The 25,821-nt window shown below is 72.2% G+C and carries 18 protein-coding genes and 3 pseudogenes; 15 read left to right on the top strand and 6 right to left on the bottom strand.

The features are described from left to right. Positions 1-57: 57 nt before the first annotated feature. The 3 genes from MW084_RS09005 (at position 58) to MW084_RS08995 (ending at position 2,220) form a co-directional block, all read left to right on the top strand. Positions 58-978 (top strand): phosphotransferase family protein, encoded by a 921-nt coding sequence (locus MW084_RS09005; protein ID WP_010470214.1) that lies wholly within the window; start codon positions 58-60, stop codon positions 976-978. A 76-nt stretch (positions 979-1,054) separates the two neighbouring features. Next, positions 1,055-1,648, top strand: a complete 594-nt coding sequence (locus MW084_RS09000; RefSeq protein ID WP_078571566.1) for a class I SAM-dependent methyltransferase — start codon at positions 1,055-1,057, stop codon at positions 1,646-1,648. Positions 1,649-1,674: 26 nt separating this feature from the next. Then, on the top strand, positions 1,675-2,220 hold the full coding sequence (locus MW084_RS08995; protein WP_010470218.1) for an HAD domain-containing protein: 546 nt from the start codon (positions 1,675-1,677) through the stop codon (positions 2,218-2,220). Between the two features lie 361 nt (positions 2,221-2,581). Here the strand turns inward: MW084_RS08995 and MW084_RS08990 are convergent, their stop codons facing one another. From MW084_RS08990 to MW084_RS08975, 4 genes are all read right to left on the bottom strand, one after another. Next, complete coding sequence (locus tag MW084_RS08990) at positions 2,582-3,169, bottom strand: recombinase family protein (RefSeq protein ID WP_010470220.1); 588 nt, start codon at positions 3,167-3,169, stop codon at positions 2,582-2,584. A gap of 143 nt (positions 3,170-3,312) precedes the next feature. Continuing rightward, entirely contained in the window at positions 3,313-3,594 is a 282-nt protein-coding gene (locus MW084_RS08985; protein ID WP_158684315.1) for a hypothetical protein, read from the bottom strand. Positions 3,595-4,154: 560 nt separating this feature from the next. Continuing rightward, a complete protein-coding gene (locus MW084_RS08980; RefSeq protein WP_010470222.1) occupies positions 4,155-5,114 on the bottom strand; it encodes an AAA family ATPase in 960 nt (319 codons plus the stop codon). Positions 5,115-5,632: 518 nt separating this feature from the next. Continuing rightward, positions 5,633-7,192, bottom strand: a complete 1,560-nt coding sequence (locus tag MW084_RS08975; protein WP_029553456.1) for a recombinase family protein — start codon at positions 7,190-7,192, stop codon at positions 5,633-5,635. A gap of 478 nt (positions 7,193-7,670) precedes the next feature. On the opposite strand from MW084_RS08975, the gene MW084_RS08970 reads away from it, so the two are divergent. The 8 genes and pseudogenes from MW084_RS08970 (at position 7,671) to galE (ending at position 19,328) form a co-directional block, all read left to right on the top strand. Next, the gene (locus MW084_RS08970; protein ID WP_010470226.1) at positions 7,671-8,453 is read left to right on the top strand and encodes a TIGR03936 family radical SAM-associated protein; all 783 of its coding nucleotides are present in this window, start codon (positions 7,671-7,673) and stop codon (positions 8,451-8,453) included. A 234-nt stretch (positions 8,454-8,687) separates the two neighbouring features. Then, positions 8,688-12,402: pseudogene (locus MW084_RS08965) on the top strand (Rne/Rng family ribonuclease); the annotation flags it as partial. 3 nt (positions 12,403-12,405) lie between these two features. Beyond that, positions 12,406-12,883: pseudogene (locus MW084_RS08960) on the top strand (ribonuclease E/G); the annotation flags it as partial. Between the two features lie 337 nt (positions 12,884-13,220). Next, the gene (locus tag MW084_RS08955) at positions 13,221-14,339 is read left to right on the top strand and encodes a DegT/DnrJ/EryC1/StrS family aminotransferase (protein WP_010470229.1); all 1,119 of its coding nucleotides are present in this window, start codon (positions 13,221-13,223) and stop codon (positions 14,337-14,339) included. Then, the gene (locus MW084_RS08950) at positions 14,336-15,358 is read left to right on the top strand and encodes a Gfo/Idh/MocA family protein (protein WP_010470231.1); all 1,023 of its coding nucleotides are present in this window, start codon (positions 14,336-14,338) and stop codon (positions 15,356-15,358) included. The genes MW084_RS08955 and MW084_RS08950 overlap by 4 nt, the downstream gene beginning before the upstream one ends. Before the next feature lie 6 nt (positions 15,359-15,364). After that, positions 15,365-16,993: a glycosyltransferase family 2 protein gene (locus tag MW084_RS08945; RefSeq protein ID WP_029553457.1), complete on the top strand. Its 1,629-nt coding sequence runs from the start codon at positions 15,365-15,367 to the stop codon at positions 16,991-16,993. Then, positions 16,990-18,273, top strand: coding sequence for a nucleotide sugar dehydrogenase (locus MW084_RS08940; protein ID WP_010470235.1), 1,284 nt, complete (start codon positions 16,990-16,992; stop codon positions 18,271-18,273). Before MW084_RS08945 ends, MW084_RS08940 begins: the two co-directional genes overlap by 4 nt. 83 nt (positions 18,274-18,356) lie before the next feature. Further along, on the top strand, positions 18,357-19,328 hold the full coding sequence (galE, locus tag MW084_RS08935; protein WP_010470236.1) for a UDP-glucose 4-epimerase GalE: 972 nt from the start codon (positions 18,357-18,359) through the stop codon (positions 19,326-19,328). 119 nt (positions 19,329-19,447) lie between these two features. On the opposite strand, the gene MW084_RS08930 is transcribed toward galE, so the two are convergent. Next, complete coding sequence (locus MW084_RS08930; protein WP_010470237.1) at positions 19,448-20,593, bottom strand: PLL family lectin; 1,146 nt, start codon at positions 20,591-20,593, stop codon at positions 19,448-19,450. A gap of 185 nt (positions 20,594-20,778) precedes the next feature. On the opposite strand from MW084_RS08930, the gene wecB reads away from it, so the two are divergent. The 4 genes from wecB to MW084_RS08910 all read left to right on the top strand — a co-directional run bounded on the left by wecB (position 20,779) and on the right by MW084_RS08910 (position 25,270). Continuing rightward, positions 20,779-21,885: a non-hydrolyzing UDP-N-acetylglucosamine 2-epimerase gene (gene wecB, locus MW084_RS08925; protein WP_010470238.1), complete on the top strand. Its 1,107-nt coding sequence runs from the start codon at positions 20,779-20,781 to the stop codon at positions 21,883-21,885. 196 nt (positions 21,886-22,081) lie between these two features. After that, positions 22,082-23,287: a glycosyltransferase family 4 protein gene (locus tag MW084_RS08920; protein ID WP_039829131.1), complete on the top strand. Its 1,206-nt coding sequence runs from the start codon at positions 22,082-22,084 to the stop codon at positions 23,285-23,287. A 9-nt stretch (positions 23,288-23,296) separates the two neighbouring features. Further along, a complete protein-coding gene (locus MW084_RS08915; protein WP_275563540.1) occupies positions 23,297-23,872 on the top strand; it encodes a hypothetical protein in 576 nt (191 codons plus the stop codon). A gap of 18 nt (positions 23,873-23,890) precedes the next feature. Next, the gene (locus MW084_RS08910) at positions 23,891-25,270 is read left to right on the top strand and encodes a glycosyltransferase (protein WP_010476729.1); all 1,380 of its coding nucleotides are present in this window, start codon (positions 23,891-23,893) and stop codon (positions 25,268-25,270) included. A 74-nt stretch (positions 25,271-25,344) separates the two neighbouring features. Here the strand turns inward: MW084_RS08910 and MW084_RS08905 are convergent. Continuing rightward, positions 25,345-25,798, bottom strand: a pseudogene (locus tag MW084_RS08905) (IS30 family transposase); the annotation flags it as partial. Positions 25,799-25,821 lie beyond the last annotated feature (23 nt).

Raw genomic sequence — 25,821 nt, 5'->3', positions numbered from 1 at the left:
CGCTGTCGCCCCGGGCCCGGCCCCCTGACCCNCCCCNGAAGGAACGGAACCGCCCCCGTGGACAGCAAGCTCACCGCCGCCATCCTCGCCGACATCTGCGCCCGCACCGGCCAGCCGATCCCCACCCGTGAAGAGATGCGGGTGTGGGACATGTCGGGTGTCGAGCGCTTGCGCTTCCCCCCGCACATGCGCACCGCGATCTACAAGTACGCCGTCGAACCGTTCGCCAACGAGGACGAGATCCTTCGAGCTGCCCGCTTGTCCGGCATCCCCGTGCCGGAGGTCATCGGCTCCATCACCCGAGAGGGCACCCTTGGCATGGTCATCGAGGACTTGGGTGAACCGGTCCGCGAGGCACAGGACGCTGATGGCATCGTGGCCGCTGTCGCCCTGCACCAGGCGCCCGCCGCCCCGTCGCTCCGGGAGATGGACGAGGACGCGCTTGCCGCTCTGCCCGAGCTCGCGCTCGGTCATCTGCGCCGCCTGCGTGATGCCGGCCGCTGGTGCGACGAGGACACCGCCGAGCTCTCGCTTGCCCTGAGCACCCTTGCCGCGTCGGCGGAGAAGCGGGCGACCGGTGCTGAGCTGACCCCGTTCGGCTGGGTGCACTCCGAGTTCCATCCGACCAGCCTCCACATCGGCGAGGACGGCTGGCGCTTGCTGGACTTCGCCCGTGCGTTCACCGGTCCTGGCCTGCTCGACCTCGCGTCCTGGCACGGCACCACTGGTGACCCGGACCCGGCGAGGCTGCGCGCCTTCATCGAGGCGTACGTGAACGCTGGCGGTGACAAGGACGCGCTCGCCGAGCGCGGCGGTCTGCCTGCCGAGCGGTGGGCGCTGGGCTGGCATCGGGTGTGGGCGAGTGAGTGGTTCATGGAGCAGGCGCTCCGCTGGATCAACAACCCCGAAAATGACCCGCTCTACATCAAGGTCGTCCGCAAGCACCTCCTCGCGGCCGTCAGGCTGCTGGAGGCGTGACGTGGACGCTTGGGACGCTCACGCCGCCCAACGCCTGGCAGAGGGCCCGCTACGCCCCCTCGACCCGCCCACTCGGATGGAGTGGACACAGCGCCCCGGCATCGGTCCCGGCGCCGAGATCCTCGGCGATGACCTGGCAGGGCGACGCGTCGTGGAACTGGGCTGCGGACCCGGCCACAACGCTGCTCATCTGACCAGCCTCGGCGCGAAGGTCACCGGAGTGGACCGCTCAGAGGGGCAGATCCAACGGGCGTGCGCCCACTACGGACACCACGGGACCGAGTTCGTCCACTCACGCGCGCTGGGCTACCTCACCCGGGAGAGCGAACGCCTGGAGGCCATCGTCTCTGTCTTCGGAGCGATCGGCCTGGACGAACCGTCGAAGTTACTCGGCGCCTGCTCACGCAGCCTCGGACGCAAGGGCGTGCTCGCCTTCTCGGTACCTCACCCGCAGCGCACCGGCACCATCCCCGTCAGTCCCCGCACCCGCGACCGCATGACGTTGCCGGACGGAACCGCCGCCACGGGCGACCGATGGGACATCGACTCGGCCGCTTGGGTGAGGGTGGTCAACCGCGCCGGATTGCTGATCACCGGAGTGCACAACCTGTTCGCCCCGGCTGATGCTCGCTGGCCGACCACCTTGCTCATCACCGCACGGAAGCCCTGACACCCGACCGAACCCGGGAGGCACCGATGCACGAACCCCCGTTCCTGCTGTTAGACATCGACGGCGTCTTCATCCCGTTCCCCGGACCGGACGGCGCCACCCCCGCTACCCACCCCCGCCACACGGTCACCACTGACGACGTGGCCAAGCCGTTCGATGTCTGGCTCAACCCGGACCACGGCAAGCTCATCACCGACGCCATCGGCACCGGACTGGTCCGGCCCGTGTGGTGCACGAGTTGGCGGGCCGATGCCCGCCGCGTCATCGCCCCGCTGATGGGCCTGCCCGACTTCGAGCACATCGAGCTGCCCAACCTGCCGATCAAGACCAGCCACCCTGACGGCTACCTGTGGAAGCGCAACCACGTCGCGGACTGGCTCGCTACGGCTCCGGCCGTGTGGATCGATGACGACTTCACTCGCCTCGACCACCAGTGGGCGGCCGACCGTAGCGCGTTCGGAAACCCCACCCTGCTCATCGAGCCCGACCCGTACGAGGGCATCCAGCCCGAGCACATCGCGACCGCTCTGGAGTGGGCCACCGCCCTCGTGTCCACAAGGGAGGCGGCTTGATGTCGGCTCGACATGCCGCACCCCCGGACCGTGACCGACTGGGCGCAGTCCTCACCGCGAGTTGGGCTGTGCTCCACCTGCTCGGCTTCGCGACGCTCGGCCTGCTACTCCATGAGCGTCCGGCTGTCGCCGACCAGGCGACTCCCTCGGAGTCCGTTCCGGACTCGGAGCCTGCACCCGCCTGACCTGCTGCGCTCGGTGCCGTCAGCCTGCCCTGCGCCCCTGTGCTGGCCCCTCTCGCCCATGGTGGAGGCTGGCCGGCTCGGGGGCGTTCGAGCCTCTCAGGCGGGCACACAGGCCCGGACATGACGACGGCCCCCGGGGCTTCCCGAGGGCCTGTCTTCATAGCTGTGCGCCTGTCTCAGGCGCTCTCTCCGAGATGGCGGTAGAGGGTGGCTCGGGAGACCCCGAGCGCCTTGGCGATGGCGCTCACGCTCTCGCCCTTCGCCTTCCTGGCACGGGCCACGGTGAGCACGTCCTCATCGACCACGGACGGCCGTCCACCGGTACGCCCCTGCGCCTTGGCTGCATCGAGTCCGGCGCGGGTGCGCTCCTTGATGAGGCTGCGCTCGAACTCCGCCATGGCTCCGACCACCTGAAGCATGAGACGGCCGTCTGCCGTACCGGGGTCGATGTTGGCCAGTGCACCCGTGAGCACCTTGAACCCGATGCTACGCTCTCGAAGGGTGTCGACCATGGTCACAAGGTCGATGAGAGACCGAGCGAATCGGTCCAGCTTCCACACGCACAGGGTGTCGCCAGGGCGGGCGTAGTCGAGTGCAACCCGCAGCTCCGGCCGGTCAGTGTTCTTGCCCGATGCCTTGTCCTCGAAGATCCGGGCGCAGCCTGCGGCCGTCAGTGCGTCGCGCTGGAGCTGTGCTTCCTGGTCGTCGGTGGAGACGCGGGCGTAACCGATGAGCTGCCCCGTGGGCGTGATGATCTCTGCCATGGCCCGACTGTCTCAGAACTCGTCTCAAAAGGTCAAGCCCGAGACGGAGGTTTCGAGACGGGTTTTGAACAGTGCTGCGCCCCCTTGCGGGGCGCTTCCTGTCTCGTCTCACAAACCTTGGTTTTCGAGACGCCCGTTACTGATCACGCTGCGCAACGGTCGGGCGAGACGGAGACGAGCATCGGCCCTGCTGCCTTGCTCCATGTCCCGCCTTGCGACAGGGCCGACAGTCCCTCGGTGCGCAGACCGTTGACCACGGGGGCGAGGAAGGTTTCCTGCCAGTGCTGCGTGGCTGCGGCAGTCATGCCGCTTGCCTCGACAACGGCCCTGACTCGCGCTTCCAGTACCGCTGTGCCCTCTTGTATGTCGGCTCCGGTCCATGCGTCCGCGTGCTCGCCTGCCAGCGCCCAAGACATCTTGATCATGACTGCATCGTAGGAGCGGAGAGCAGAGCAGCCGAGAGTCAGAGGGGGTGGGGTATGCCCCCTTGAAGGGGTCTCGACTCACCGCCGGGTCTTGGCGGCCAAAATCCTGCCACGGTTTCAGACCTCGTCAGAGCGGCGGCGTAGCAGGGCAGCGGCGAAGAAAGTGCAGGTAGGACGCGGTTTGCTTGGCCAGTTCGACGGCCTGAGACTGCACAGGAGTGAACCCTTTCGAGGCTTACCGCATGGCGCTTCGCTCAGTGGGGGCGCGGCAGCGCCCCACCCTGGTCTTCTTGATGTCGGCCCCTTCGGGGCCGCTCTGCTGAAGCGTCCTCCCGTCGTGCGGCCGAAGGCCGCCCCTGCTCCCTACCTCTTCGCCGCTGGCAGGCTGGGGCTTTGCAGTTCTCCAGTGGTCTGCACGCTGGTCGGCCGTAGGCCGCCAGTGTCAGAAGACTGGCGTACTTACGTAAGTAGCAAGGGGGAGCGAGGCTTGCCGAGCGGAGCGAGGTAGCTGGTGGTGGTGACACTTCCTGTAAGGGGGGCAACATCACCACCACCACGAGTCAGGCTGTCGCGTCGGGCTTCCTGGCCCAGCGCCCATCGACAAGTTCCAGGGCCTCGCTGAGCTTGGGCCGGACGGTCTCCCACTTCCGCCCGACCGTGGGCGCGTAGCGCAGTGCCAGCGCCTTGTACGTCGTCTCCTCCGGCTGCTCCTCGATGATCCGCGCGAGGAGGTCTTCGTCCCACGGCTTCGCCTTCGGCAGGCCGACGACCTTCAAGCGGGGCTCGGCCCGCTCCCAGATGGGGACCTCGCTGGACTCGCCGGCACGGCGCACGGTGACACTCAGGTCCAGGTCTTCCCGGGCCCGGTTGCTGGCGGTCTGAATCCGCCTGCCGTGCTTGCCGGAGTTCCGCAATGCGATGAGCCCACGTGCGCCCGCAGCGATGGCCCGTCCCCCGATCGGGGAAGAGGAGACGCTCATCCCTTCCCCCGTCCCCTTGGGAGTGTGGGTGACCAACAGGGTGGGGATGCCCGCTTCGCTGATCGGGCGCAGGCTGTGCATGATCCGTTGCGCGGTGACGGGTGAGGAGATGTCTTCGCCCGGAGCGAGGGCGCCGATGATGTTGTCCAGAACGAACAGCCCTGGCTTGATGTCCGCCAGGTCTGCGCCGATGCCCGCCCAGTAGTGGGGGTCTCCGGGGTCCTCGACGGGGAAGATGGTCACCGAGTCGTCCGGCACGGCACCGTACAGCCGCTCCTTCAGTTCCTCCGGTGCGCCGTCGTCGGTCACGCCGAAGACGATGTGGTCGAGCTTCCGAAGCACGGGTTGCCCGAGGAACGTCGGCTCACCGTTGAGTAGGGCCATCCCCATGCCAGCGCTGAGCAAGGTTTTCCCAGCCTTCGGTTCCCCGGACAGGATGGTGGTCCGGGTAGTGAGGAGATCACCGATGAGGAACGCGTCCTCATACGGGACGCGCTCGATCTGATGGAGCTGTCGCCCCTTGTCCTTGATGGCTCCCAAAGGTTGCCGTCCTCCCTACTTCCTGTGGGGCGCGTGCGGGTGCGCCGATGGCCCCGCCGGATGGCGGGCGCATGTGCCTCCTTTCGCTTCTCGGGGTGGCCGTGAGCAGGGATGGTTCAGGCGGCGGGCTCGGTGGTGCCGCAGGCGTGGGTCTCTCCGTCGATGAGAGGGGACGCACAGACCTCGCAGGTCCAGACGATTTCGATCGTGATGTTCAAGGGGCGGCAACCTCCTGTCGGCAGCCAAGGGCAGCGCGTAGCTGTGCCTCGGCGAGTGAGTGGAAGTCGCGCGTACCGTTCGCGCTCGGGGTGCTCCTGCCTCCCCTGCCAGCCCTCTGGATGGCGGCCCCTTCACGGAGTGGCCAGCTCTACCGCCGTCACACGGCGGGAGCTACGGTCCGCTCCACGAGGGAGCGGGAGGATCTTCCTACACGGCAGGTTGCTCGGTCGTCAACCTGGCCGGCCGAGCCCCCGCCCTTCGCGTCGCGGTAGGCGAGCCAGGACGGGGGCCGTCTCTCGTCAGAGCTTGGCGGCGAAATCGTCGCTCTTGATGACGAGGCGCTCGCGCACATCGCGAGGGATCTTCAGCCGCAGATGCACGGACGGAGCGCGCACTCCCTTGACCTTTGTCCGAGTCACCTCGCACGTGATGCCGACTCGGCGCAGGTCTTCCGCCATGGCTTCCATGCCGCCCTCTTCCCAGACTTCGCGGAACGTCTTCCCGTTGTGGACGAGGGTCCACCGGTCCTGTGTGGTCTCGGGGTCGATGGCGTTCAGTTCGTCCGTGAGCCTGTCGAGCGCCCTCTCCGCCTGCTCCCGCGTGAACCGCGTCTTCGTGTAGCGGCCTCCCGGTTCGAGCTCGGTCATGTAGTAGGCGATGGCCTCTTCGAGGCGCTTCACCTCGGCGCGGGCTTCGGCTCCTCGTGCGTACTCCCGGACCTGTACGGGGAAGTCCCCGAGGACTCGGAGGACATCGCTCACCAGCACGTCGTAGACACCCTGCGGGTTGGGGGCGCCGAGCCCTCCGCTCTTGCAGTTGCCGCACCGCAAGTAGGCGTAGTCCCGTCCCTTGTGGCTCGTCTTCTGCACGGTCATGTTGGTGGAACAGTCGACGCAGATCAGTACGCCGAGGAACTGTGTGGCTCCGCCTGTCTGCCGGGCAGGCTGGTTCTTGCTTCGGCGGTCGAGTGCTGCTTGAAGGGTCTCGAACTCCTCCTCGGTGAAGATCGGGGGAGCGACTCGTATCGGCTTGCCGTCGTTGCCGAGGACGAGCCTGCTGCGCCGCTTTCCGCCCTGCTTGTTCTCCTCGACCCGATACCCCATGAGCGCCGGGTTACGGAGGCGGCGGAGGAGAGTCGACGGGGTGAGACCTGCCGACATGAGTTCGGACCGGACGAGGCATCGAACCATGCGCCGAGCGGAGACTCCTCGGAGTGCCATGCGGCGCGCCCAGTGGAGCGCTTTGTGGGCATCCCCCTTGATGGCGAGGACGGTCCTGCCGTCCCTCTCTGCGGTCTCGTATCCATACGCGGGCTTGCCGACAAGCCAGTCAGTCTGAGTCCTGGCGTAGTCCCACAGGCTCGACACTCGTGTGCTCGTGTTGGCGGCCTCGATCTCGGCGATGCCCCCGATGAGCGTGACCATGATCCTGCCGACAGTCGTACTGAGGTCGATCGCGTCGTTCTTCGATACGAGATTCTTCCCGTACCGCTCACACCACTCGATCACGGTCGAGAGATCCGACATGCGACGGATGAAGCGGTCGAGCTTCCAGAAGAGGAGAGCATCGAACTCGGGCGCCCGGTTGTTGAGCCACTCGCCAAGCTCCTTCCGCTTCCACGGCGGAACCTTCGTTGCCGACACGTTGAGGTCCGAGGCGACGCCGACGACGCGGTACCCCTTGTCCCTGGCAAGCATGCGGAGGTCGAGCTCCTGCCGCACAGGCGACGTAGTGTCCTCTGTAAGTACAGACAGGCGGATGGAGAGCAGGGCTCGGGGAGCGTCCTCGGGGAGCAGCGCCTCCGCCCTCTTCAGGTCCTCCAGTAGGGCCAGGTCTGCGGCGGACCACTCGGTCTCAATGTCGTACGTCTTCACGGGGGCGGACACTACCCGATGGATTTGGACCCGTTTCCTTCTGGTCCCAGATGGACACCTCGATCCAGATCGGTCCCACCGGCAAGAAGCTGCTCCCGCTCACGGTCGTGAAGTAGCCGCCGGCGGGGCACGGCGTTCCGGTCGCGGCCCGCTCGGGGAGACCCCCGGGCGGGCCGTCGCGTCACCGGGCCGCGCAGGCGGGGGAAGCGCCCCGAGCGGTGCGCTCCCGCCGCGCGGCCGGGGGTGGAGGGATGCTTCCCTGCGCGTACCCTGGGTAGTACAACGACTGCTTCCGGCGCGGCGCCCGCCCCCGAGGTCCTCCCGCACCAGCGGGGGTGACCCGGGCGGGACCCCCGGGACGTCCCACCGCATCCGGTGGGCGGCGCGCCACCGCGCCGCCCCGCACCGAGGAGAAGAACCACTGGGCAAGCGACAGCCCGAAGGCCCGCCGCCCGCACCGGCGGTGCAGCGCATCCGACTGCGCTACACCAAGCGCGGCCGCCTCCGGTTCACCAGCCACCGAGACTTCCAGCGCGCGTTCGAGCGTGCGCTGCGCCGCGCCGAGGTGCCCATGGCGTACTCGGCCGGCTTCACGCCCCACCCCAAGGTGTCGTACGCGAACGCCGCCCCGACCGGTACGGCCTCCGAGGCCGAGTACCTGGAGATCGCGCTCACCGAGCCGCGCGACCCCGCGAGACTGCGGGAGTTGCTGGACGGGTCCCTGCCGCGGGGCCTCGACGTCGTCGACGCGGTGGAGGCCCGCACCTCCGGCCTCGCCGACCGCCTCACCGCCTCCGTGTGGGAGCTGCGGCTCGACGGGGTCGATCCCGCCGACGCCGAACGGGCCGTCGCCGCGTTCCTCGCGGCGGGCACCGTGGAGGTGCAGCGCATGACCAAGAACGGTCTGCGCACCTTCGACGCCCGTTCCGCGGTGACGGGACTCGAAACCGTTCCCGCCCCGGCTGATGGGCCGCCGGACGGCCCCTGTGCGATACTGCGGCTGGTTGTTCGGCACGTGACACCTGCCGTCCGACCCGACGACGTCCTGTCCGGTCTCCGAGCTGTGGCCGACCTGGCGCCGCCGGTCCCCGCAGCGGTGACCAGGCTGGCGCAGGGGCTCTTCGACGAGGAGTCCGGCACGGTGACCGACCCGCTCGCGCCCGACCGCGAGGCAGTCCCGGCCGCCCCTCCCAGGGTCGCCGAGCCCGCCGCCGCGACGGCGCCGGAAGGTGCAGGTTCCGCGTAGGAGCGGTCGTCGAAGCGTGACCCTGGCACTCGGGAACCACCTGGACCGGGCCGCGCACAGACACAGAAGACTTTCGCCAGGCCGTGCGCAGAAGGCGTACGGAACCGGCGAGCCAGACATACAGCTCCCGTGCGGCGCCCGCGCCCCGGACGGCGGCCACCGCGCACCGCGCGGTGCCGCGGCCGGACCGGACACAGGCGCGGCGCCCGGGAGCGTGACGGGAGAACCGCCCGCATGCTCGAGTCGAACGAAACCGGCACCGCCGGTATGAGCGAAGAAGACAACACGCCTGGTGGCACGCTGCCGCCGCGTCGCAGGCGCCGCGCCGCGTCGCGTCCCGCGGGCCCGCCGGTCACGGCGGACACCGCCCCCGAGACCGTGATGACCACCGTCCCGGCCGCGGAAGCCGGCGAGGCCGCCGCGTCCGAGGCCGCCGCTCCCGGGGCTTCCGCCCCTGTGGAGGAGCCCTCCGAGGCCGCCGCTCCGGCCCGCCCGCGCTGGCGTGCCACGCGCAAGGCGACCGCGCCCGCCGAGGCTTCCGGGGCCGTGGAGCCGCAGGCCGCCGCGTCCGAGGCCGCCGCCCCTGTCGGGGAGGCGGTCGAGGAGCCGGCCGCTCCGGTGCGTGCGCGCCGGCGTGCCACGCGCAAGGCGACGGCGCCCGCCGAGGCTTCCGGGGCCGTTCCGGACGCCGCGTCCGAGGCCGCCGCCCCCGAGGCTTCCACCCCTGCCGAGGAGCCCGTCGAGGAGCCGGCCGCTCCGGCCCGCCCGCGCCGGCGTGCCACGCGCAAGGCGACGGCGCCCGCCGCGGAGGTGTCCGAGGCGGTGGTGACGGTGGAGCCGCAGGCTTCCGCGCCCGAGGCCGTCCCGGCCGCGGAAGCCGGCGAGGCCGCCGCGTCCCCCGTCTCCGAGGCTTCCGCCCCTGTGGAGGAGCCCTCCGAGGCCGCCGCTCCAGTGCGTACGCGTCGGCGTGCCACCCGCAAGGCGACCGCGCCCGCCGGGGCTTCCGGGGCCGTGGAGCCGCAGGCCGCCGCGCCCGAGACCACCGCCCCTGTCGCCGCGTCCGAAGCCGTCGCCCCCGAGGCTTCCACCCCTGTCGAGGAGCCCGTCGAGGAGCCGGCCGCTCCGGCCCGCCCGCGTCGGCGTGCCACGCGCAAGGCGACCGCGCCCGCCGCGCGTCCCGAGGCCGAGGCGGGCGAGAGCCTGCCCGCCGCCACCGTCGCGCAGATCGCCGCCGACGAGTCCGGCCAGGTCACCGCCGCCGAGCAGGCGGCCTCCCGGGGGCGTACGCGCCGCCGTGCGACCGCCCCGCAGTTCACCGCCGAGCCCCCTCGGGGCCCCGAGCGCGGACGCCGCCCGGCGCGTCCCGCCGTACCGGTGTTCCAGGCCCCGGTCTTCACCGAGCCGATGTTCCAGACCCCGGAGACCGCCGCCGCGGCCGCCGCCGCGGAGGCCGCGGAGGCCGCCGCCGGAGAGGAGACGGACGCGCCCGTCGAGCCGGCCGCTGCCGAGGCCGGCGGGCGCCGTCGCCGCCGCCGTCGCGGCGAGGCCGCCGAGGCCGCCGAGCCCGTGCGTCCCGTCGAGCCCGCCCCCGCCGAGGAGGCCGAGGCCGAGGACGAGACCGCCGAGGAGGCCGAGCAGGCCGCAGCCGAGGGCGACGAGCAGGACGACTTCGAGGAGCGCCCGTCGCGCCGCCGCCGCCGGGGCGGCCGTCGCCGCCGCCGCGGCGAGTCCGCCGACGACCACGACGAGACGGCCGGCGACCAGGGCGACGAGGACGGCGCCGAGGACGAGGACACCGACCACGAGCCGGAGGGCCCCGAAGGCCCCGAGGACTCCGAGGACTCCGAGGACTCCGGGAGCGACGCCACCCCGTCCGCCGCCGGTACCAGCAGCTCGCGCCGTCGCCGCCGCCGTCGCCGCCGCAGCGGCGAGCCCGCCGAGGTCGAGGCCGCCGAGGAGGACGGCGTCCGCACGGTCGTCAAGGTCCGCGAGCCGCGGCCCCCGCGGGACAAGGGCGCCGAGCCGTCCGACGAGGTGCAGTCCATCAAGGGCTCCACGCGCCTGGAGGCGAAGAAGCAGCGCCGCCGCGAGGGCCGCGAGCAGGGGCGCCGCCGCGTCCCGATCATCACCGAGGCCGAGTTCCTCGCCCGCCGCGAGGCCGTCGAGCGCGTCATGGTCGTCCGCCAGCACGGCGACCGCACGCAGATCGGCGTCCTGGAGGACGGCGTGCTCGTCGAGCACTACGTCAACAAGGAGCAGGCGACCTCGTACGTCGGCAACGTCTACCTGGGCAAGGTGCAGAACGTCCTGCCGTCCATGGAGGCCGCGTTCGTCGACATCGGCAAGGGCCGCAACGCCGTCCTGTACGCCGGCGAGGTCAACTTCGAGGCGCTCGGCATGGCCCACGGTCCGCGCCGCATCGAGACCGCGCTCAAGTCCGGCCAGCCCGTCCTCGTGCAGGTGACGAAGGACCCCATCGGCCACAAGGGCGCCCGCCTCACCAGCCAGGTCTCCCTGCCCGGCCGGTACCTGGTCTACGTGCCCGAGGGCTCGATGACCGGCATCAGCCGCAAGCTCCCCGACACCGAGCGGGCCCGGTTGAAGACCATCCTCAAGAAGATCGTCCCCGAGGACGCGGGCGTCATCGTGCGGACCGCCGCCGAGGGCGCCAGCGAGGACGAGCTGCGCCGCGACGTCGAGCGGCTCCAGGCGCAGTGGGAGGAGATCCAGCAGAAGGCGAGGACGGGCAACGCCCCGACGCTCCTCTACGGCGAGCCGGACATGACCGTCCGGGTCGTCCGCGACATCTTCAACGAGGACTTCTCCAAGGTCGTCATCAGCGGCGACGAGGCGTGGCAGACCATCCACGGCTACGTGTCGCACGTCGCCCCCGACCTGGCGAACCGGCTCCAGCGCTGGACGTCCGAGGTGGACGTCTTCGCGACGTACCGGATCGACGAGCAGCTGATGAAGGCGCTCGACCGCAAGGTGTGGCTGCCGTCCGGCGGCTCGCTGGTGATCGACAAGACCGAGGCGATGGTCGTGGTCGACGTCAACACCGGCAAGTTCACCGGCCAGGGCGGCAACCTGGAGGAGACCGTCACCAGGAACAACCTGGAGGCGGCCGAGGAGATCGTCCGGCAGCTCCGCCTGCGCGACCTGGGCGGCATCGTCGTCATCGACTTCATCGACATGGTGCTGGAGTCCAACCGGGACCTGGTGCTGCGGCGCCTGCTGGAGTGCCTGGGCCGCGACCGTACGAAGCACCAGGTCGCCGAGGTCACGTCGCTGGGCCTGGTCCAGATGACCCGCAAGCGGGTCGGCCAGGGCCTGCTGGAGTCGTTCTCCGAGACGTGCGTGCACTGCAACGGCCGCGGTGTCATCGTCCACATGGAGCAGCCCACCGCCGCGGGCGGCGGCGGCAAGAAGTCCCGCAAGCGCGGTCGCGCCGCCGAGCAGCCGCACGAGCACGCCGAGCAGCCGCACGAGCACGCCGAGCCGGTCGAGGCGCCCGCCGTCGAGGCCGCGGAGCCGGAGGCGCCCGCCCCGGCCGCCGAGGCGGAGCCGGTGTTCGCCCCGGACGAGGAGCTGTACTCCAGCGCCGCCGAGGCCGAGGCCGCCGCGTCCCGGGGCCGTACCCGTCGCCGGGCGAGCCGCAGGGCCTTGGCCCCGGCCGGCGCGCCGCGCGACGCCGAGGCCGCGCCGGTCGTCCGGACGCCGGTGACCCCCGAGACCCCGGTGGCCGAGGTGGCCGAGGCCGCGGTGGCGCCGGAGCCGGAGGCGCCCGCCCCGGCCGCCGTTCCCGAGCCGGCCGCCGTCCCGTCGGAGACCGCCCCCGAGGCGCCCGCCGCGGAACCCGCCGCGCCCCAGGGCCGTACGCGCCGCCGCGCCACCCGCAGGGCGACCGCGCCGGCCGGTTCGCCGGAGGCCGCGGCGGCCGCCGTCGTCGNNNTGATACACCCCCGGAGGCGCCGGCCGCCGAGCAGCCGGCGGCCGAGGCGCCGGCCGTCGAGGAGCCCGCGCCCCCGGCGGCTCCGCCGCGGCCGCGCCGCCGGGTGGTCCGCAAGGTCACCGCTCCCGCCGGTTCGCCGTCGGGTGCCGAGGAGGCCGCGATCGTCGTGGTGGGCGGCGCCCCGGCCGCCGGACCGGAGACCGGGCCGGAGACCGCCGGGACGGAGGCCGGGGCCGGGCAGGAGACCGGACCGGACGCCCCGGCCGGCACCAAGCCCGCCCGGAAGACCGCCAAGAAGGCGACGGCCAAGAAGACCGCCGCCAAGAAGACGGCGGTCAAGAAGACCGCGGCGAAGAAGACGACCGCCAGGAAGACGACCGCCAAGAAGGCCGCGGCCGCCGAGGCGGCGCCGGAGACGGCCGGGGAGGCCGCCGGGGAGCCGGCCGCTTCTCCCGTGACGACGGTCACGGAAAACTGACCGTCCGGTGAAGTGTCGTTGAAATGATCTGTGTCCCGCCCCGCATTCCGGTGGGGCGGGGCACGGATTCTGTTTCAGAACCGATGCTTCCCGCTGTTAACGGCCCGGAAATCGACGAAGACATTCCTGATAATCTGACGCCGGTCGATGCCGCCCGCCGTTCTCCACCGGAGCGCCCGGGCGGTGTGCGACCCGGTTCCGGGCCGGACCCGTACCGGCCGTCATCGGTGGGGCGTCGGCATCGCGCCGGAGGGGTGGACGCGCGCTCTCGACGAGACGTACGCGCACCCCGGACCTCTGCCACGAAGAGCTCTTGCGGTGTTCAAGGAGGACGTCCATGCCGAGCGTGAACGAGCAGCCCATTCCCGCTGCCCGCCCTGTCATCGGTGAAGAGGAGATCGAAGCCGCCGTACGCGTACTGCGCAGCGGCCGGGTCGTACAGGGCCCCGAGGTCGCGGCGTTCGAGGAGGGCTTCGCCGACCTGGTCGAGGGCCGCCACTGCGTCGCCGTCAACTCCGGCACCTCGGCGCTGCACCTCCTTCTGATGGCCCTGAACATCGGCCCGGGCGACGAGGTCATCGTGCCGTCGTTCTCCTTCGCCGCGTCCGCCAACGCGGTCCGGCTGGTCGGCGCCGACGCCGTCTTCGTCGACATCGACCCGGACACCTTCTGCGTGGACCCCGCCGCCGTCGAGGCCGCCATCACCCCGCGTACGGTCGCGATCATGCCGGTGCACCTGTACGGCCACCCGGCCGCCATGGACCGGATCATGGCCATCGCCGGCAAGCACAAGCTGGCCGTCGTGGAGGACGCCTGCCAGGCGCACGCCGCGGCCCTGAACGGCACCCCGGTCGGCGCGTTCGGCGTCGGCGGCACGTTCAGCTTCTACCCGACCAAGAACATGCACTCCCTCGAAGGCGGCATGATCACCGTCGCGGACGCGGAGATCGCCCGCACGCTGCGCCTGCTGCGCAACCAGGGCATGGAGCAGCGGTACGCCAACGAGATCGTCGGCGCCAACATGCGCATGACCGACGTCGCCGCCGCCGTGGGCCGCGTCCAGCTGACGAAGCTGCACGGCTGGACCGAGCAGCGCATCGCCAACGCCGCGTACCTCTCCGAGCACATCACCGCGCCGAACGTGGTGACCCCGGTCGTCGCCGAGGGCGCCCGGCACATCTACCACCAGTACACGATCCGCGTCCGCGGCGACCGCGACGCCGCCATGGCGAAGCTCACCGAGGCCGGCATCGGCAACGCCGTGTACTACCCGACGCCGATCCACCGCCTCAAGCCGTACTGGGAGCCGGACCAGAAGGCCGGGCGCACCTGGGACCTGCCGGAGACGGAGAAGGCGGCCGCCGAGGTCGTGTCCCTGCCCGTCCACCCGTCGCTGTCCCAGGGCGACCTGGAGCGGATCGTCACCGCCGTCAACGCGCTGGGGGAGGGCCTGTGACCGCCGCCGACACCACGCTCCGCGCCGGCCTCGTCGGCCTCGGCTCCATGGGCCGCCACCACGCCCGCGTCCTCGCCGGGCTGGAGGGCGTCCGGCTCGTCGGCGTCGTCGACCCGATGGGCGACCAGAACGGCTGGGCGCAGGGCGCCCCCGTCCTCGACACCGTCGAGGAACTGCTCGCCCTCGGCGTGGACTACGCCGTCGTCGCCTGCCCGACCGCCCTCCACGAGGAGGTCGGCCTGAAGCTGGCCGAGGCCGGCGTGTGCGCGCTCATCGAGAAGCCCGTCGCGGACACCGTCGAGGGCGCCCGCCGCCTCGTCGAGGCGTTCGAGTCGCGCGGCCTCGTCGCCGGCGTCGGCCACATCGAGCGGTGCAACCCGGCGCTGCGCTCCCTGCGGGCCCGCCTGGAGGCCGGCGAACTGGGCGACGTGTACCAGGTCGTCACCCGCCGCCAGGGCCCCTTCCCGCACCGCATCGCGGACGTCGGCGTCGTCAAGGACCTGGCGACCCACGACATCGACCTCACCGGCTGGGTCACCGGCCAGACATACACCTCGATCGCCGCGCACACGGTGTCCAAGTCGGGCCGCCCCCACGAGGACATGGTGTCCGCCGTCGGCCAGCTCTCCGACGGGACCATGGTCAGCCATCTCGTCAACTGGCTGAGCCCGCTCAAGGAGCGCTTCACGTCCGTCACCGGTGAGCGCGGCTGCTTCGTCGCCGACACCCTCACCGCCGACCTGACGTTCCACTCCAACGCCGCCGTCGCCACCGAGTGGGAGGCGCTGCGCGCCTTCCGCGGCGTCGCCGAGGGCGACATGGTGCGGTACGCGATCCCGAAGCGCGAGCCGCTGCTCGTGGAGCACGAGCTGTTCCGCGACGCGGTCCTCGGCACGTCCGACGACATCTGCACGCTGCGGCAGGGCCTGCGGACCGTGGAGGTCGCCGCGGCCGTCCTGGAGTCCGCGGCGACCGGTGAGACCGTCCGCCTCGACGGCTCCGCAAAGGGGCAGGGGTAGTCTCCCTTGACCAGACCTGATGTCACCGTCGTGGTGGCGGTCTACAACACGATGCCGTACCTGACGGACTGCCTGAACTCGCTCGTCAAGCAGAGCATCGGGCCCGACCGCCTGGAGATCGTGGCCGTCGACGACGGTTCGACCGACGACAGCGGCCGGGAGCTCGACCGCTTCGCCGAGCGGTACCCCGGCCTCGTGAAGGTCATCCACCAGGCGAACTCCGGAGGCCCGGCCGCGCCCAGCAACCGGGCCCTGGAGGTGGCCACCGGCCGCTACGTGTACTTCGTCGGCTCCGACGACTACCTCGGCCGGCAGGCCCTGGAACGCATGGTGAAGTACGCCGACGAGCACGGTTCCGACATCGTCATGGGCAAGATGGTCGGCACCAACGGCCGCTACGTCCACCAGGCGCTCTTCAAGGAGAACGCCCCGGACGTCAGCCTGTACGACTCGGCGCTGCCGTTCTCGCTGGCCAACACCAAGCTGTTCCGGCGCGACTTCGTGGAGGAGCACAAGCTGCGCTTCCCGGAGGACATGCCGGTCGGCTCCGACCAGCCGTTCACCATAGAGGCGTGTGTCCGCGCCCGGCGGATCTCCGTCCTCGCGGACTACACGTGCTACTACGCCGTGAAGCGCGGCGACAGCTCCAACATCACCTACCGCTCCGGCCACCTGTCCCGGCTGCGCTGCACCGCCCGGATGATGGAGCACGCGGCGAAGCTGATCGAGGCCGGCCCGAAGCGGGACTGGGTCCTCAGGCGGCACTTCACCTGGGAGCTGGCCAAGCTCGTCCAGGACGACTTCCCGTCCCTGGACCACGACACCCGGGTCGAGGTGTGCGCCGGCATCGCGGAACTGGCCGACGCCTACTTCACCGACGCCCTGCGCGACTCCATGGACGTCCGGCGCCGGGTGCGGATCGCCCTCGCCCAGCGCGGCGCCGTCGACCTGCTGGTCCGCGCGATCCAGGACGAGGCGGAGCGCGGCGCCCCGCCGCTGCTGCTGGAGGACGGGCGCGCGTACGTGCGCTACCCCGGCTTCCGCGACCCCGCCCTCGGCCTGCCCGACCGGCTGTTCGAGGTGATCGGCGAGGCCGTCCCCGGGCAGCTCGCCGGCGGCACGGGCCTGGTCTCCGCCGCGTGGGAGCAGGACGGCGACGACATGGCCGTCTCCCTCGCCGTCCGCCTCCCCGTCACCGGCGAGACCGGGTCCGCGACCCTCCGCCTCGCCGGCCGGCCCATGCCGAGGAGCGCCGACAGGCCCGGCGGCCGGCGCGTCCCCGCCGGTACCGAACTGCCCCCGCTGGTGGGGGAGTCCGACCAGGAGGAGGCGGCGGACGGCACCGGGACGGTGCTGCGGGCCCGCATCCCGCTCCGGCCGGTCCGGGCCCGCCTCGACGTCCGCGCCTACCTGGATGTGGCAGGCTCGACGTACGAGATCCCCGTCAAGACCCGCGGGGTGCCGCTGCCGCTGGCCCGGCGCTGGCGGGAGAAGGTCCCGTACCGGGTCTCCGCCACCGCCGACGCCGCGGGGAGGCTGGTCGTCACCACGGCCCCGCTGTGGGGGCCCCCGCCCGGCGCCGGCCTGCGACTGCGCCGCGTCCTGTCCCGTGTGAAGAGGAAACTGACCCGATGAACATCTGTGTAGTCGCGCTCGGCAAGATCGGTCTGCCGCTCGCCGTGCAGTTCGCCGACAAGGGCCACAAGGTCATCGGCGCCGACGTCAACGAGAAGGTCGTCGAGCTGGTCAACGCCGGCACCGAGCCCTTCCCCGGCGAGCACGACCTGGACGTCAAGCTGAAGAAGGCCGTCGACGCCGGGCTGCTCACCGCCACCACGGACACCGCCGCCGCCGTCGCGCGGTCCGAGGCCGTCGTCGTGGTCGTCCCGCTGTTCGTGGACGCCGAGGGCACCCCCGACTTCGGGTGGATGGACTCCGCCACCCGGGCCATCGCCAAGGGCCTCAAGCCGGGCACCCTCGTCTCGTACGAGACGACCCTCCCCGTCGGCACCACCCGCACCCGCTGGGCGCCGATGCTCCAGGAGGGCTCCGGCCTCACCCCCGGCGAGGACTTCCACCTGGTCTTCTCCCCGGAGCGGGTCCTCACCGGCCGCGTCTTCGCCGACCTGCGCCGCTACCCGAAGCTCGTGGGCGGCATCGACGAGGCGTCCACGCGGCGCGGCGTCGAGTTCTACGAGCAGGTCCTCGACTTCGACGAGCGCGCCGACCTCCCCCGGCCCAACGGCGTGTGGGACCTCGGCACCGCCGAGGCGTCCGAGCTGGCCAAGCTCGCCGAGACCACCTACCGCGACGTCAACATCGGCCTGGCGAACCAGTTCGCCCGCTTCGCCGACAAGAACGACATCGACGTCAAGAAGGTCATCGAGGCCTGCAACTCGCAGCCCTACAGCCACATCCACCAGCCGGGCATCGCCGTCGGCGGCCACTGCATCCCGATCTACCCGCGGATGTACCTGTGGAACGACCCGGAGGCGACCGTCGTCCGCTCCGCGCGCGAGGCGAACGCCGCGATGCCGGAGTACGCCGTCGACCTGCTGGCCGCCGCCTACGGCGACCTGAAGGACGCGGCCGTGCTGGTGCTGGGCGCCGCCTACCGCGGCGGCGTCAAGGAGACCGCGTTCTCCGGCGTCTTCGGGGTCGTCGAGGCGCTGAAGGCGCGCGGCGCCGTCCCGTACGTCTCCGACCCGATGTACACGGACGAGGAGCTCGCCGCCCACGGCCTCACCCCGCACCGGGGCGAGAAGGTCACCGCGGCGGTCCTCCAGGCCGACCACGCCGAGTACCGTGAGCTGGCGGCCTCGGACCTGCCGGACGTGAGGGTCCTCGTCGACGGGCGCCGCACCACCGACCCGGCCCGCTGGGAGGGCGTCCGCCGCGTCGTCATCGGCGGCTGAGCGCCCGCGCTCCACAGCCGTCGACACCCCAGGCCCTGTCCCGCCGCCCGGCGGGGCGGGGCCGACCTGCTGGAGGTTCCACGATGACCTGGATGATCACCGGAGGCGCCGGATTCATCGGCGCGCACGTGGTGCGGGCGATGGCCGCGGCGGGGGAGCCCGTCGTCGTCGTCGACGACCTGACGTCGGGGCGCGCCGACCGGCTGCCCGCCGGTGTCCCGCTGGCGGGCGGCACGGTCCTCGACCGGGACTTCCTCGACCGCGTCCTGCGGGAGCACGCCGTCACCGGCATCGTGCACATCGCGGCGAAGAAGCAGGTCGCCGAGTCGATGGCGAAGCCGCTCCTCTACTACCGGCAGAACGTCGAGGGCCTGCGCGTCCTCCTCGACGCCGCGGTCGACGCCGGCGTGGGCCGGTTCCTGTTCTCCTCGTCGGCCGCCGTGTACGGGATGCCCGACGTGGACCTGGTCACCGAGAAGACCCCGTGCGCGCCGATCAACCCGTACGGCGAGACGAAGCTGGCGGGGGAGTGGATGACCGGCGCGGCCGGCCGCGCCCACGGCATGGCCACCGCCGCGCTGCGCTACTTCAACGTGGCGGGCGCGGCCGTGCCGGAACTGGCCGACGACGGCGTGTGCAACCTGGTGCCGATGGTCTTCGAGCGGCTCACGGCCGGCCGGGCGCCGCTGGTGTTCGGCGACGACTACCCCACGCCGGACGGCACGTGCGTCCGCGACTACATCCACGTCGAGGACATCGCCGCCGCGCACCTGGCGGCGGCGCGGCGGCTCGTCGAGGACCCGCGGGCGGAGCTGGTGCTCAACGTGGGCCGCGGCGAGGGCGTCTCCGTACGGGAGATGGTCCGCGTGATCCAGGAGGTCACCGGCCTCACCGGCCCGGTGCCCGAGATCGGCCCGCGGCGGCCCGGCGACCCGGCCCGGGTGGTCGCCTCGGCGGACCTGATCCGCGAGGAACTGGGCTGGACGGCCCGCCGCGGCGTCCGCGAGATGGTCGAGTCGGCCTGGCGCGGCTGGCGCCTGAGCCACCCGGCCTGAACCGCGTCACCCGATCTGGAGCGCGCCGCCCGGCTGGAGCGCGCCGCCCGGACGGCCCGGGCCGTGTCCGGCCGCGGGCGTCCTCCGGCGGGCGTCCCCCGGGACCGCCCGCGGCCGGCTCAGGGGGAGACCCGCTCCCAGGCGCCCAGGGCCGGACCGGGCCCGGGCTCCTGGCGGGCGATCCACAGCGCGCCGTCCGTCCCGACGACGGCCATCACGACCCGCCCGGCCCCGTCCAGCGCCAGCGACGGCGCCCCCAGGCAGGGGCCGCCGGTGGGGGTCCAGACCGCCCCGGCGGCCTCGTCCCCGGCCGGGTACACCGCCAGCGCCGCCCGCCCCGTCGCCCCGTCCCGGTGCGCAAGCACCGTGCGGTCGTGACCGTCCGCGGTGGCCCGCAGCGCCGCCACCGGCCCCGTCCCGGTCCCCTCCCCGAGCCGCGCCCCGTCCGGCAGCGACGGCCGCCACGCCCGTACCGAGCCGTCCTCCGGATCGTGCCAGAAATGCGTCAGCCCGCTCTCCGCGTCCGCCCCCAGGGCGCCCAGCGAGTCGGGCGCGGCCCGCAGCGGCACGTCCTCACCGCGTTCGAAGCGGACCCCCGGCTTCTCCCGCTCCCACCGCAGCAGCCCCTTCCCCGTCGGCGCCAGCACCTCCACGCGGCCGTCGGCGGCGAGCGCCGCGGACACCATGCCCTGCACGCCGCTGCCCTTCAGGTCCACCCAGGGGCCCCAGGCGCCCGTCCTGGCCTGGCTGCGGACGCACACCCCGCCGCCCGCGTTGCGGACGAAGACGTTGAGGGAGCCGTCCGTGTCGACGACGGCCGTCGGGAGGCCCGTCCGCTCGGCGAGCGACGGGTCGTCCGGGTACGGGGTGCCCAGTGGCCGCCAGTCCCGCACCGGGCGGCCCGTCTGGTACTGCAGGGCGTACACGACGTCCGTGCGGGTCCGTCCGTCCGCGAGCCGCTCGCGGCGCAGCCCCACCAGGTGGACGTACCCGTCCTCGCCCTGGGCCACGGCCAGGTACGGCAGCACCCCGGGCGCCGGGATCAGGTCGGGCCCCGCCCACGCCGGGCCGCCGGGGCGGGTCTCCGTCCAGCGCAGCACACCGCCGTCGCCGGGCGCGTACGCGGTGAGCCGGCCGTCCTTGCCGCGGACCAGCCAGCCGGTGGTCGGCGGTGCCGCCGGGGCCGGGGCCGGGAGGGGCGCCGCCCCGGCCGGACCGGGCCGCTCCGCCCGGCGCTTGGCTTTCCGCGTGAACAAGACCGCCATGACTGACGTCGACCTTTCCCTGTACCTGTACCGCGGGCGAGCGATCCTCGTTCCGCGGGCGCGCGACCCTAGCATCCCGCATCCGGCCGCCCCGGTCCGCCGCCGAGGCCCGGTGACGGACCACCGGCCCGCGGGCATACGATGGCGGTGCCCCTCATCGACCTGACCCAGAAGAAGAGTGCGCAGTGAAAGTCATCAGCATCGTCGGCGCCCGTCCCCAACTGGTGAAGCTCGCGCCCATCGCGGCCGCGTTCGCAGGGACGGAGCACGAGCACTTCATTGTGCACACCGGGCAGCACTACGACGCCGACCTCTCCGACGTCTTCTTCCAGGGCCTCGGCATCCCCGACCCGGACGTCCACCTCGGCGTCGGCTCCGGCAGCCACGGCGTGCAGACCGGCTCCGTGCTCTCCGCGCTCGACCCGGTCCTGGACCGGGAGAAGCCCGACTGGGTCCTCGTCTACGGCGACACCAACTCCACCATCGCCGGCGCCCTGTCCGCGGTGAAGATGCACCTGCCCGTCGCGCACCTGGAGGCGGGCCTGCGCTCCTTCAACCGGCGCATGCCGGAGGAGCACAACCGCGTCCTCACCGACCACTGCGCCGACGTGCTCCTCGCCCCGACCGAGGAGGCCATGCGCCACCTCGCCGACGAGGGCCTGAAGGACCGCGCCGTCCTCGCCGGCGACGTCATGGTCGACATCTGCCTGCGCATCCGCGACGCCGTCCTCGCCGGCGAGCACCCCGCCCCGGCGCTGCCCGAGGGCATCGACCCGTCGCAGCCGTTCCTGCTGGCCACGATCCACCGGCCGGACAACACCGACGACCCCGAGCGGCTCGCCGCGGTCGTCGACTCGCTGGCCGCGCTGCCGCTGCCGGTCGCGCTGCTCGCCCACCCGCGCCTGGTCGCCCGCGCCCGGCAGCACGGCCTGGACCTGGCGAAGGGCTCCGTCCACGTCGGCCGCCCCCTGCCGTACGCCGGCCTCGTCGCCGCCGTGCTGGCCTCCGCGGGCGTCGTCACCGACTCCGGCGGCCTGCAGAAGGAGGCGTTCCTGCTGGAGCGCGTCACCACCACCATCCGCCCGGAGACGGAGTGGGTGGAGACCGTCGACACGGGCTGGAACGTCCTCGTCCCCGACCCGCACACGCTGCCCGCCGGCGAGTGGGCCGCCACGGTCACCCGTGCCGCGCCCACCGCCGACAAGGGCACCCCGTACGGCGACGGGCGCGCCGCGCACAACGTCGTCCGCATCCTCGAGGAATGGCAGAGCGCCGTCCGCAACGACGGCTGACGCGTCCGCCCGCAGCACCCCGGAGACGGAAGCGAGCGGGCGCCGGGAGGCCGGCCGCGCACGGCCCGTCGCGCTCCTCGGGACCTCCCCGCACCCCGTCCCCGCGGCCGGGGTGCGGGCCGTCCCGGCCACCCGGCCGGGACGGCGGCCGGTGATAAAGTGGCGCGTCGCCGCGCAATCTCGTAAGGAAGTCGACATGAAGCAGGCAGCATCGAGGGATGCAGCCGTGGTCACGCCGTGGTATCCGACACGGGAGCTGCCTTTCCGGGGATCCTTCGTCCAGGCCATGGTGGCGGCCACCGCGCCCGGCTGCGACAGCTTCACCGTCTACCACTGCGACCCGTGGGTGGCCCCCATGGACGCGGCGGCGACGAGGGCGGTCGAGAAGGCCAACGCCAAGGTGATGGCCCGGGCCGCGCACCGCGTCCCCACCGCCGGCGGCGCCGAGCTGATCTCCTTCCCCGTCACCACCCCGCGCGGACAGGACTACGGCGCCCAGTCCCGCAACCACGAGCGCCAGCTCCGCAACCTCCTGGGCGGCAAGCCCATCGACGCGGACGTCGTCCACGCCCACGTCGGCCTGCCCAGCGGCTGGGCCGCCCTGAAGAACGCCCGTCCCGGCGCGAAGGTCTTCGTCACCGAGCACGCCTCCTTCCTGGAGCGGGTCTTCCAGGACCCGGAGGCGGTCGAGCTGTACGACGAGCTGCTGCACGGCGTCACCGGTTTCCTCGTCGTCGGCGACAAGGTCACCGAGGTGCTGGAGCGCCGGTTCCCGCACCACGCCGACAGGATCCTGCGCATCCCCAACCCGATCTCCTTCGACGACCCGCGCCCCGAGCCGGTGAAGGACCTGCGCAGCTGGCTGTACCTGGGCAGCGTGACCGAACTCAAGGGCGTCACCTGGCTGGTCGAGGCGTTCGCCCAGTGCCACGCGGAGGACCCGTCGCTCACCCTCACCCTCGTCGGCGAGGGCCCGCTGCGCGCCCCGCTCACCGAACGCGTCGCCGAGCTCGGCCTGAGCGGTGCCGTGAAGCTGCCCGGCTCCATCCCGCACGAGCAGGCGCTGGAGCTGATGCGCGGCCACGACCTGCTGGTCCACCCCAGCCGGTACGAGACGTTCGGCATGACCATCGTCGAGGGCATCGCCGCCGGCATGCCGGTCCTGGTCACCCGCTGCGGCGGACCCGAGAAGACCCTCGCCGGCATCGAGGACGCCGCGGGCGAACTCATCGACGTGGAGGAGAACGCGGAGTCGATCAGCGAGGGCTACCGGCGCCTGCGCGCCCGCTTCCTCGCCGGCGGACTGGACCTCGAACGCGCCCAGGCGAAGCTTGCCGCCGACTACGGCTACGAGGCCGTGGCCCAGGCGCACTACCGACTCTGGTTCCCCGACTCCCCGTGATGGAGTGACATGCAGGTACTGTTCCTGGCCCTCGGCGCCTCGCGCAGGCGGGCCGTGGTCGAAGAGTCCGCCGCGGTCGTCGCGGCCGGTGGCCGGGCGGTCGTCCTGACCGGCCAGAAGCAGCCCTGGGCGGCCGAGAAGCTCGCCCGCGGCGTGCGGTTGACGACGCTCGACGAGCTGGAGGCCAGGCACCTGCCGCAGCGGCTCGAACGGGCGGTGCTCTACCAGGCCCCCCGCCGCGTCGTCGGGGCGGTCGGCCGCGGCCCCCTGAACGCGAAGGCCAAGAAGGCCCTCAAGGCGTACGAGAAGCGGGTCGCCGGCCGCGTCCACCGCCGTGTGTTCGCGCCGCTGCACCGCAGGGTGTGGCCGACGGCCACGGCCCGGATGGTCCTGCGCCGCTGCTTCGGTCCGCAGGGCGGCCCCGACCTCGTCGTCGTCGCCGACGCCCTGTCCACGCGCACCGCCGCCGAGCTGATGGACGCCTGGGAGAGCGAGGGCCTGGGCACCCCGCGCCTGGCCTACAGCGTCGACTCCGTCGTGCCGCCGATCGTCGCCCGGACGACCCCGCCTCCAGCCGCTCGCTGAACCAACCGAGGAAGACTGATGAAGAACCGTAGCGAACGGCGCCCCCGTGTGCTCTACCTGGCGTTCTACTTCCCCCCGTCGCGGGCGAGCGGCGTCTACCGCGCCCGGGCGACCGCCAACCACCTGGTGGAGAAGGGCTGGGACGTCACGGTCTGCGCCGCCCCGCTCGACTTCCTCTACGACGTGATCGGCTCCGTCGACGAGGAGCTGTCGAAGACCGTCGACCCGCGCATCCGCGTGGAGCGGCCGTCGCTCAACCAGTACACCTGGCAGCACGACCTGCGCGACTACAGCTGGCTGCGCCGCAGCTTCCCGCTGATGGCCAAGCGCGTCTACCAGCTCAGCCAGACGAAGCTGTTCCCCGAGCGGTACTCGTCCTGGGCGTGGGCGTCCGTGACGCGGGCGCTGAAGCTGCACGCCAAGCAGCGTTTCGACGTGGTCGTCGCCACCGGCAACCCGTTCGCCTCCTTCGGCGCCGCCTGGCTGTTCAACAAGCTGACCGGCGTCCCGTACGTCATGGACTACCGCGACTCGTGGACGCTGGACCTCTTCCACGACGAGCCGGCCTTCCCCGAGGGGCACATCGCCTGGGCGTGGGAGAAGCGCATGCTCGACAAGGCGTCGGCGGCCGTCTTCGTCAACGAGGCGCTGCGCGGCTGGCACGCCGAGCGCTACCCGGAGGTCGCCGACCGCATGATGGTCGTCCCCAACGGCTGGGACGCCGACGTGCTGCCGGAGACCACCGGGGAACCGGCGGACGAGCGGCCCGCCGAGGAGGCCGCCGGGCAGCGGCGCGCACCGCTGAAGTTCACCTACCTCGGCACGCTCACCGCGAAGCAGCCGGTGGAGGAGATGGCCGAGGCGTTCAAGATCGCCCGTCGCCATCCGGACCTGGCCGGCGCCGAACTGCAGATACACGGCCACCTCGGCTTCTTCAAGAACAGCCCCGGCACGCTGAAGGCCCGCCTCGGCCTCCAGGACGGCCCCCGCCCCGAGGGCGTGGAGGACACCGGCCTGCGCTACTGCGGGCCGGTCTCCAAGACCGAGGTCGGCAGGGTCTACGAGGAGGCCGACGTCCTGGTCTTCCTCGCGGGCGGCGGCAGGTACGTCACCTCCGGCAAGATCTTCGAGTACATGGCCTTCGGGCACCCGATCGTCTCCGTGCACCAGCCCGGCATCGCCGCGCAGGACGTCCTCGACGGCTACCCGCTGTGGTTCAACGCCAACAGCCTCGACGTCGAGGAGCTGGCGGCGTCGATGGTCGCCGCGGGCAAGGCGGCCCGCGACCTGACCCCGGAGCAGCGCGCGGAGGCGCGCCGGCACGCCGACACGTACACGCGTGAGGCGACGCTCATCCCGTTCGAGCAGCGGCTGCGGAAGATCGTCGAAGGCCGCTGACGCCCCGTACCGCACGGAAGAGGCCCCGCACCGGTTCCCTTGGGTTCAAGGGGTCGTCGCAACACCGCTTGGTTTCAGGTGGTGAGTAGATCACGTAGACGCTCGGCTGGGGTATCCCAGTCGAGCGTCTTGCGTGGGCGGCCGTTGAGTTCCTGGGCGACGTGTTCGAGGTCTTCGGGGGTGTGCGGGCTCAGGTCGGTGCCCTTGGGGAAGTACTGCCGCAGCAGCCCGTTGGTGTTCTCGTTGGAGCCGCGTTGCCAGGGTGAGGCCGGGTCGCAGAAGTAGACGGGCATGCCGGTGGCCATGGTGAACTGCTTGTGGCGTGCCATCTCGCTGCCCTGGTCCCAGGTGAGGGAGCCGCGCAGGTGGTCGGGCAGGGTCTGGATCGTGGCGACGAGGCCGTCGCGGACGGTCTGGGCATCGTGAGCGCCGCCCGGCAGGTGGACCAGCATGGTGTACCGGGTGCTGCGCTCGACCAGGGTGGCGATCGCGGAGCGCCCGCCCGCACCGATGATCAGGTCGCCTTCCNAATGTCCGGGCACGGCCCGGTC

The organism is Streptomyces sudanensis (genome assembly GCF_023614315.1).
Taxonomy (GTDB): Bacteria; Actinomycetota; Actinomycetes; order Streptomycetales; family Streptomycetaceae; genus Streptomyces; species Streptomyces sudanensis.
Note: the sequence above shows the minus strand (reverse complement) of the source record. Positions and strands in the feature narration are given on the sequence as shown.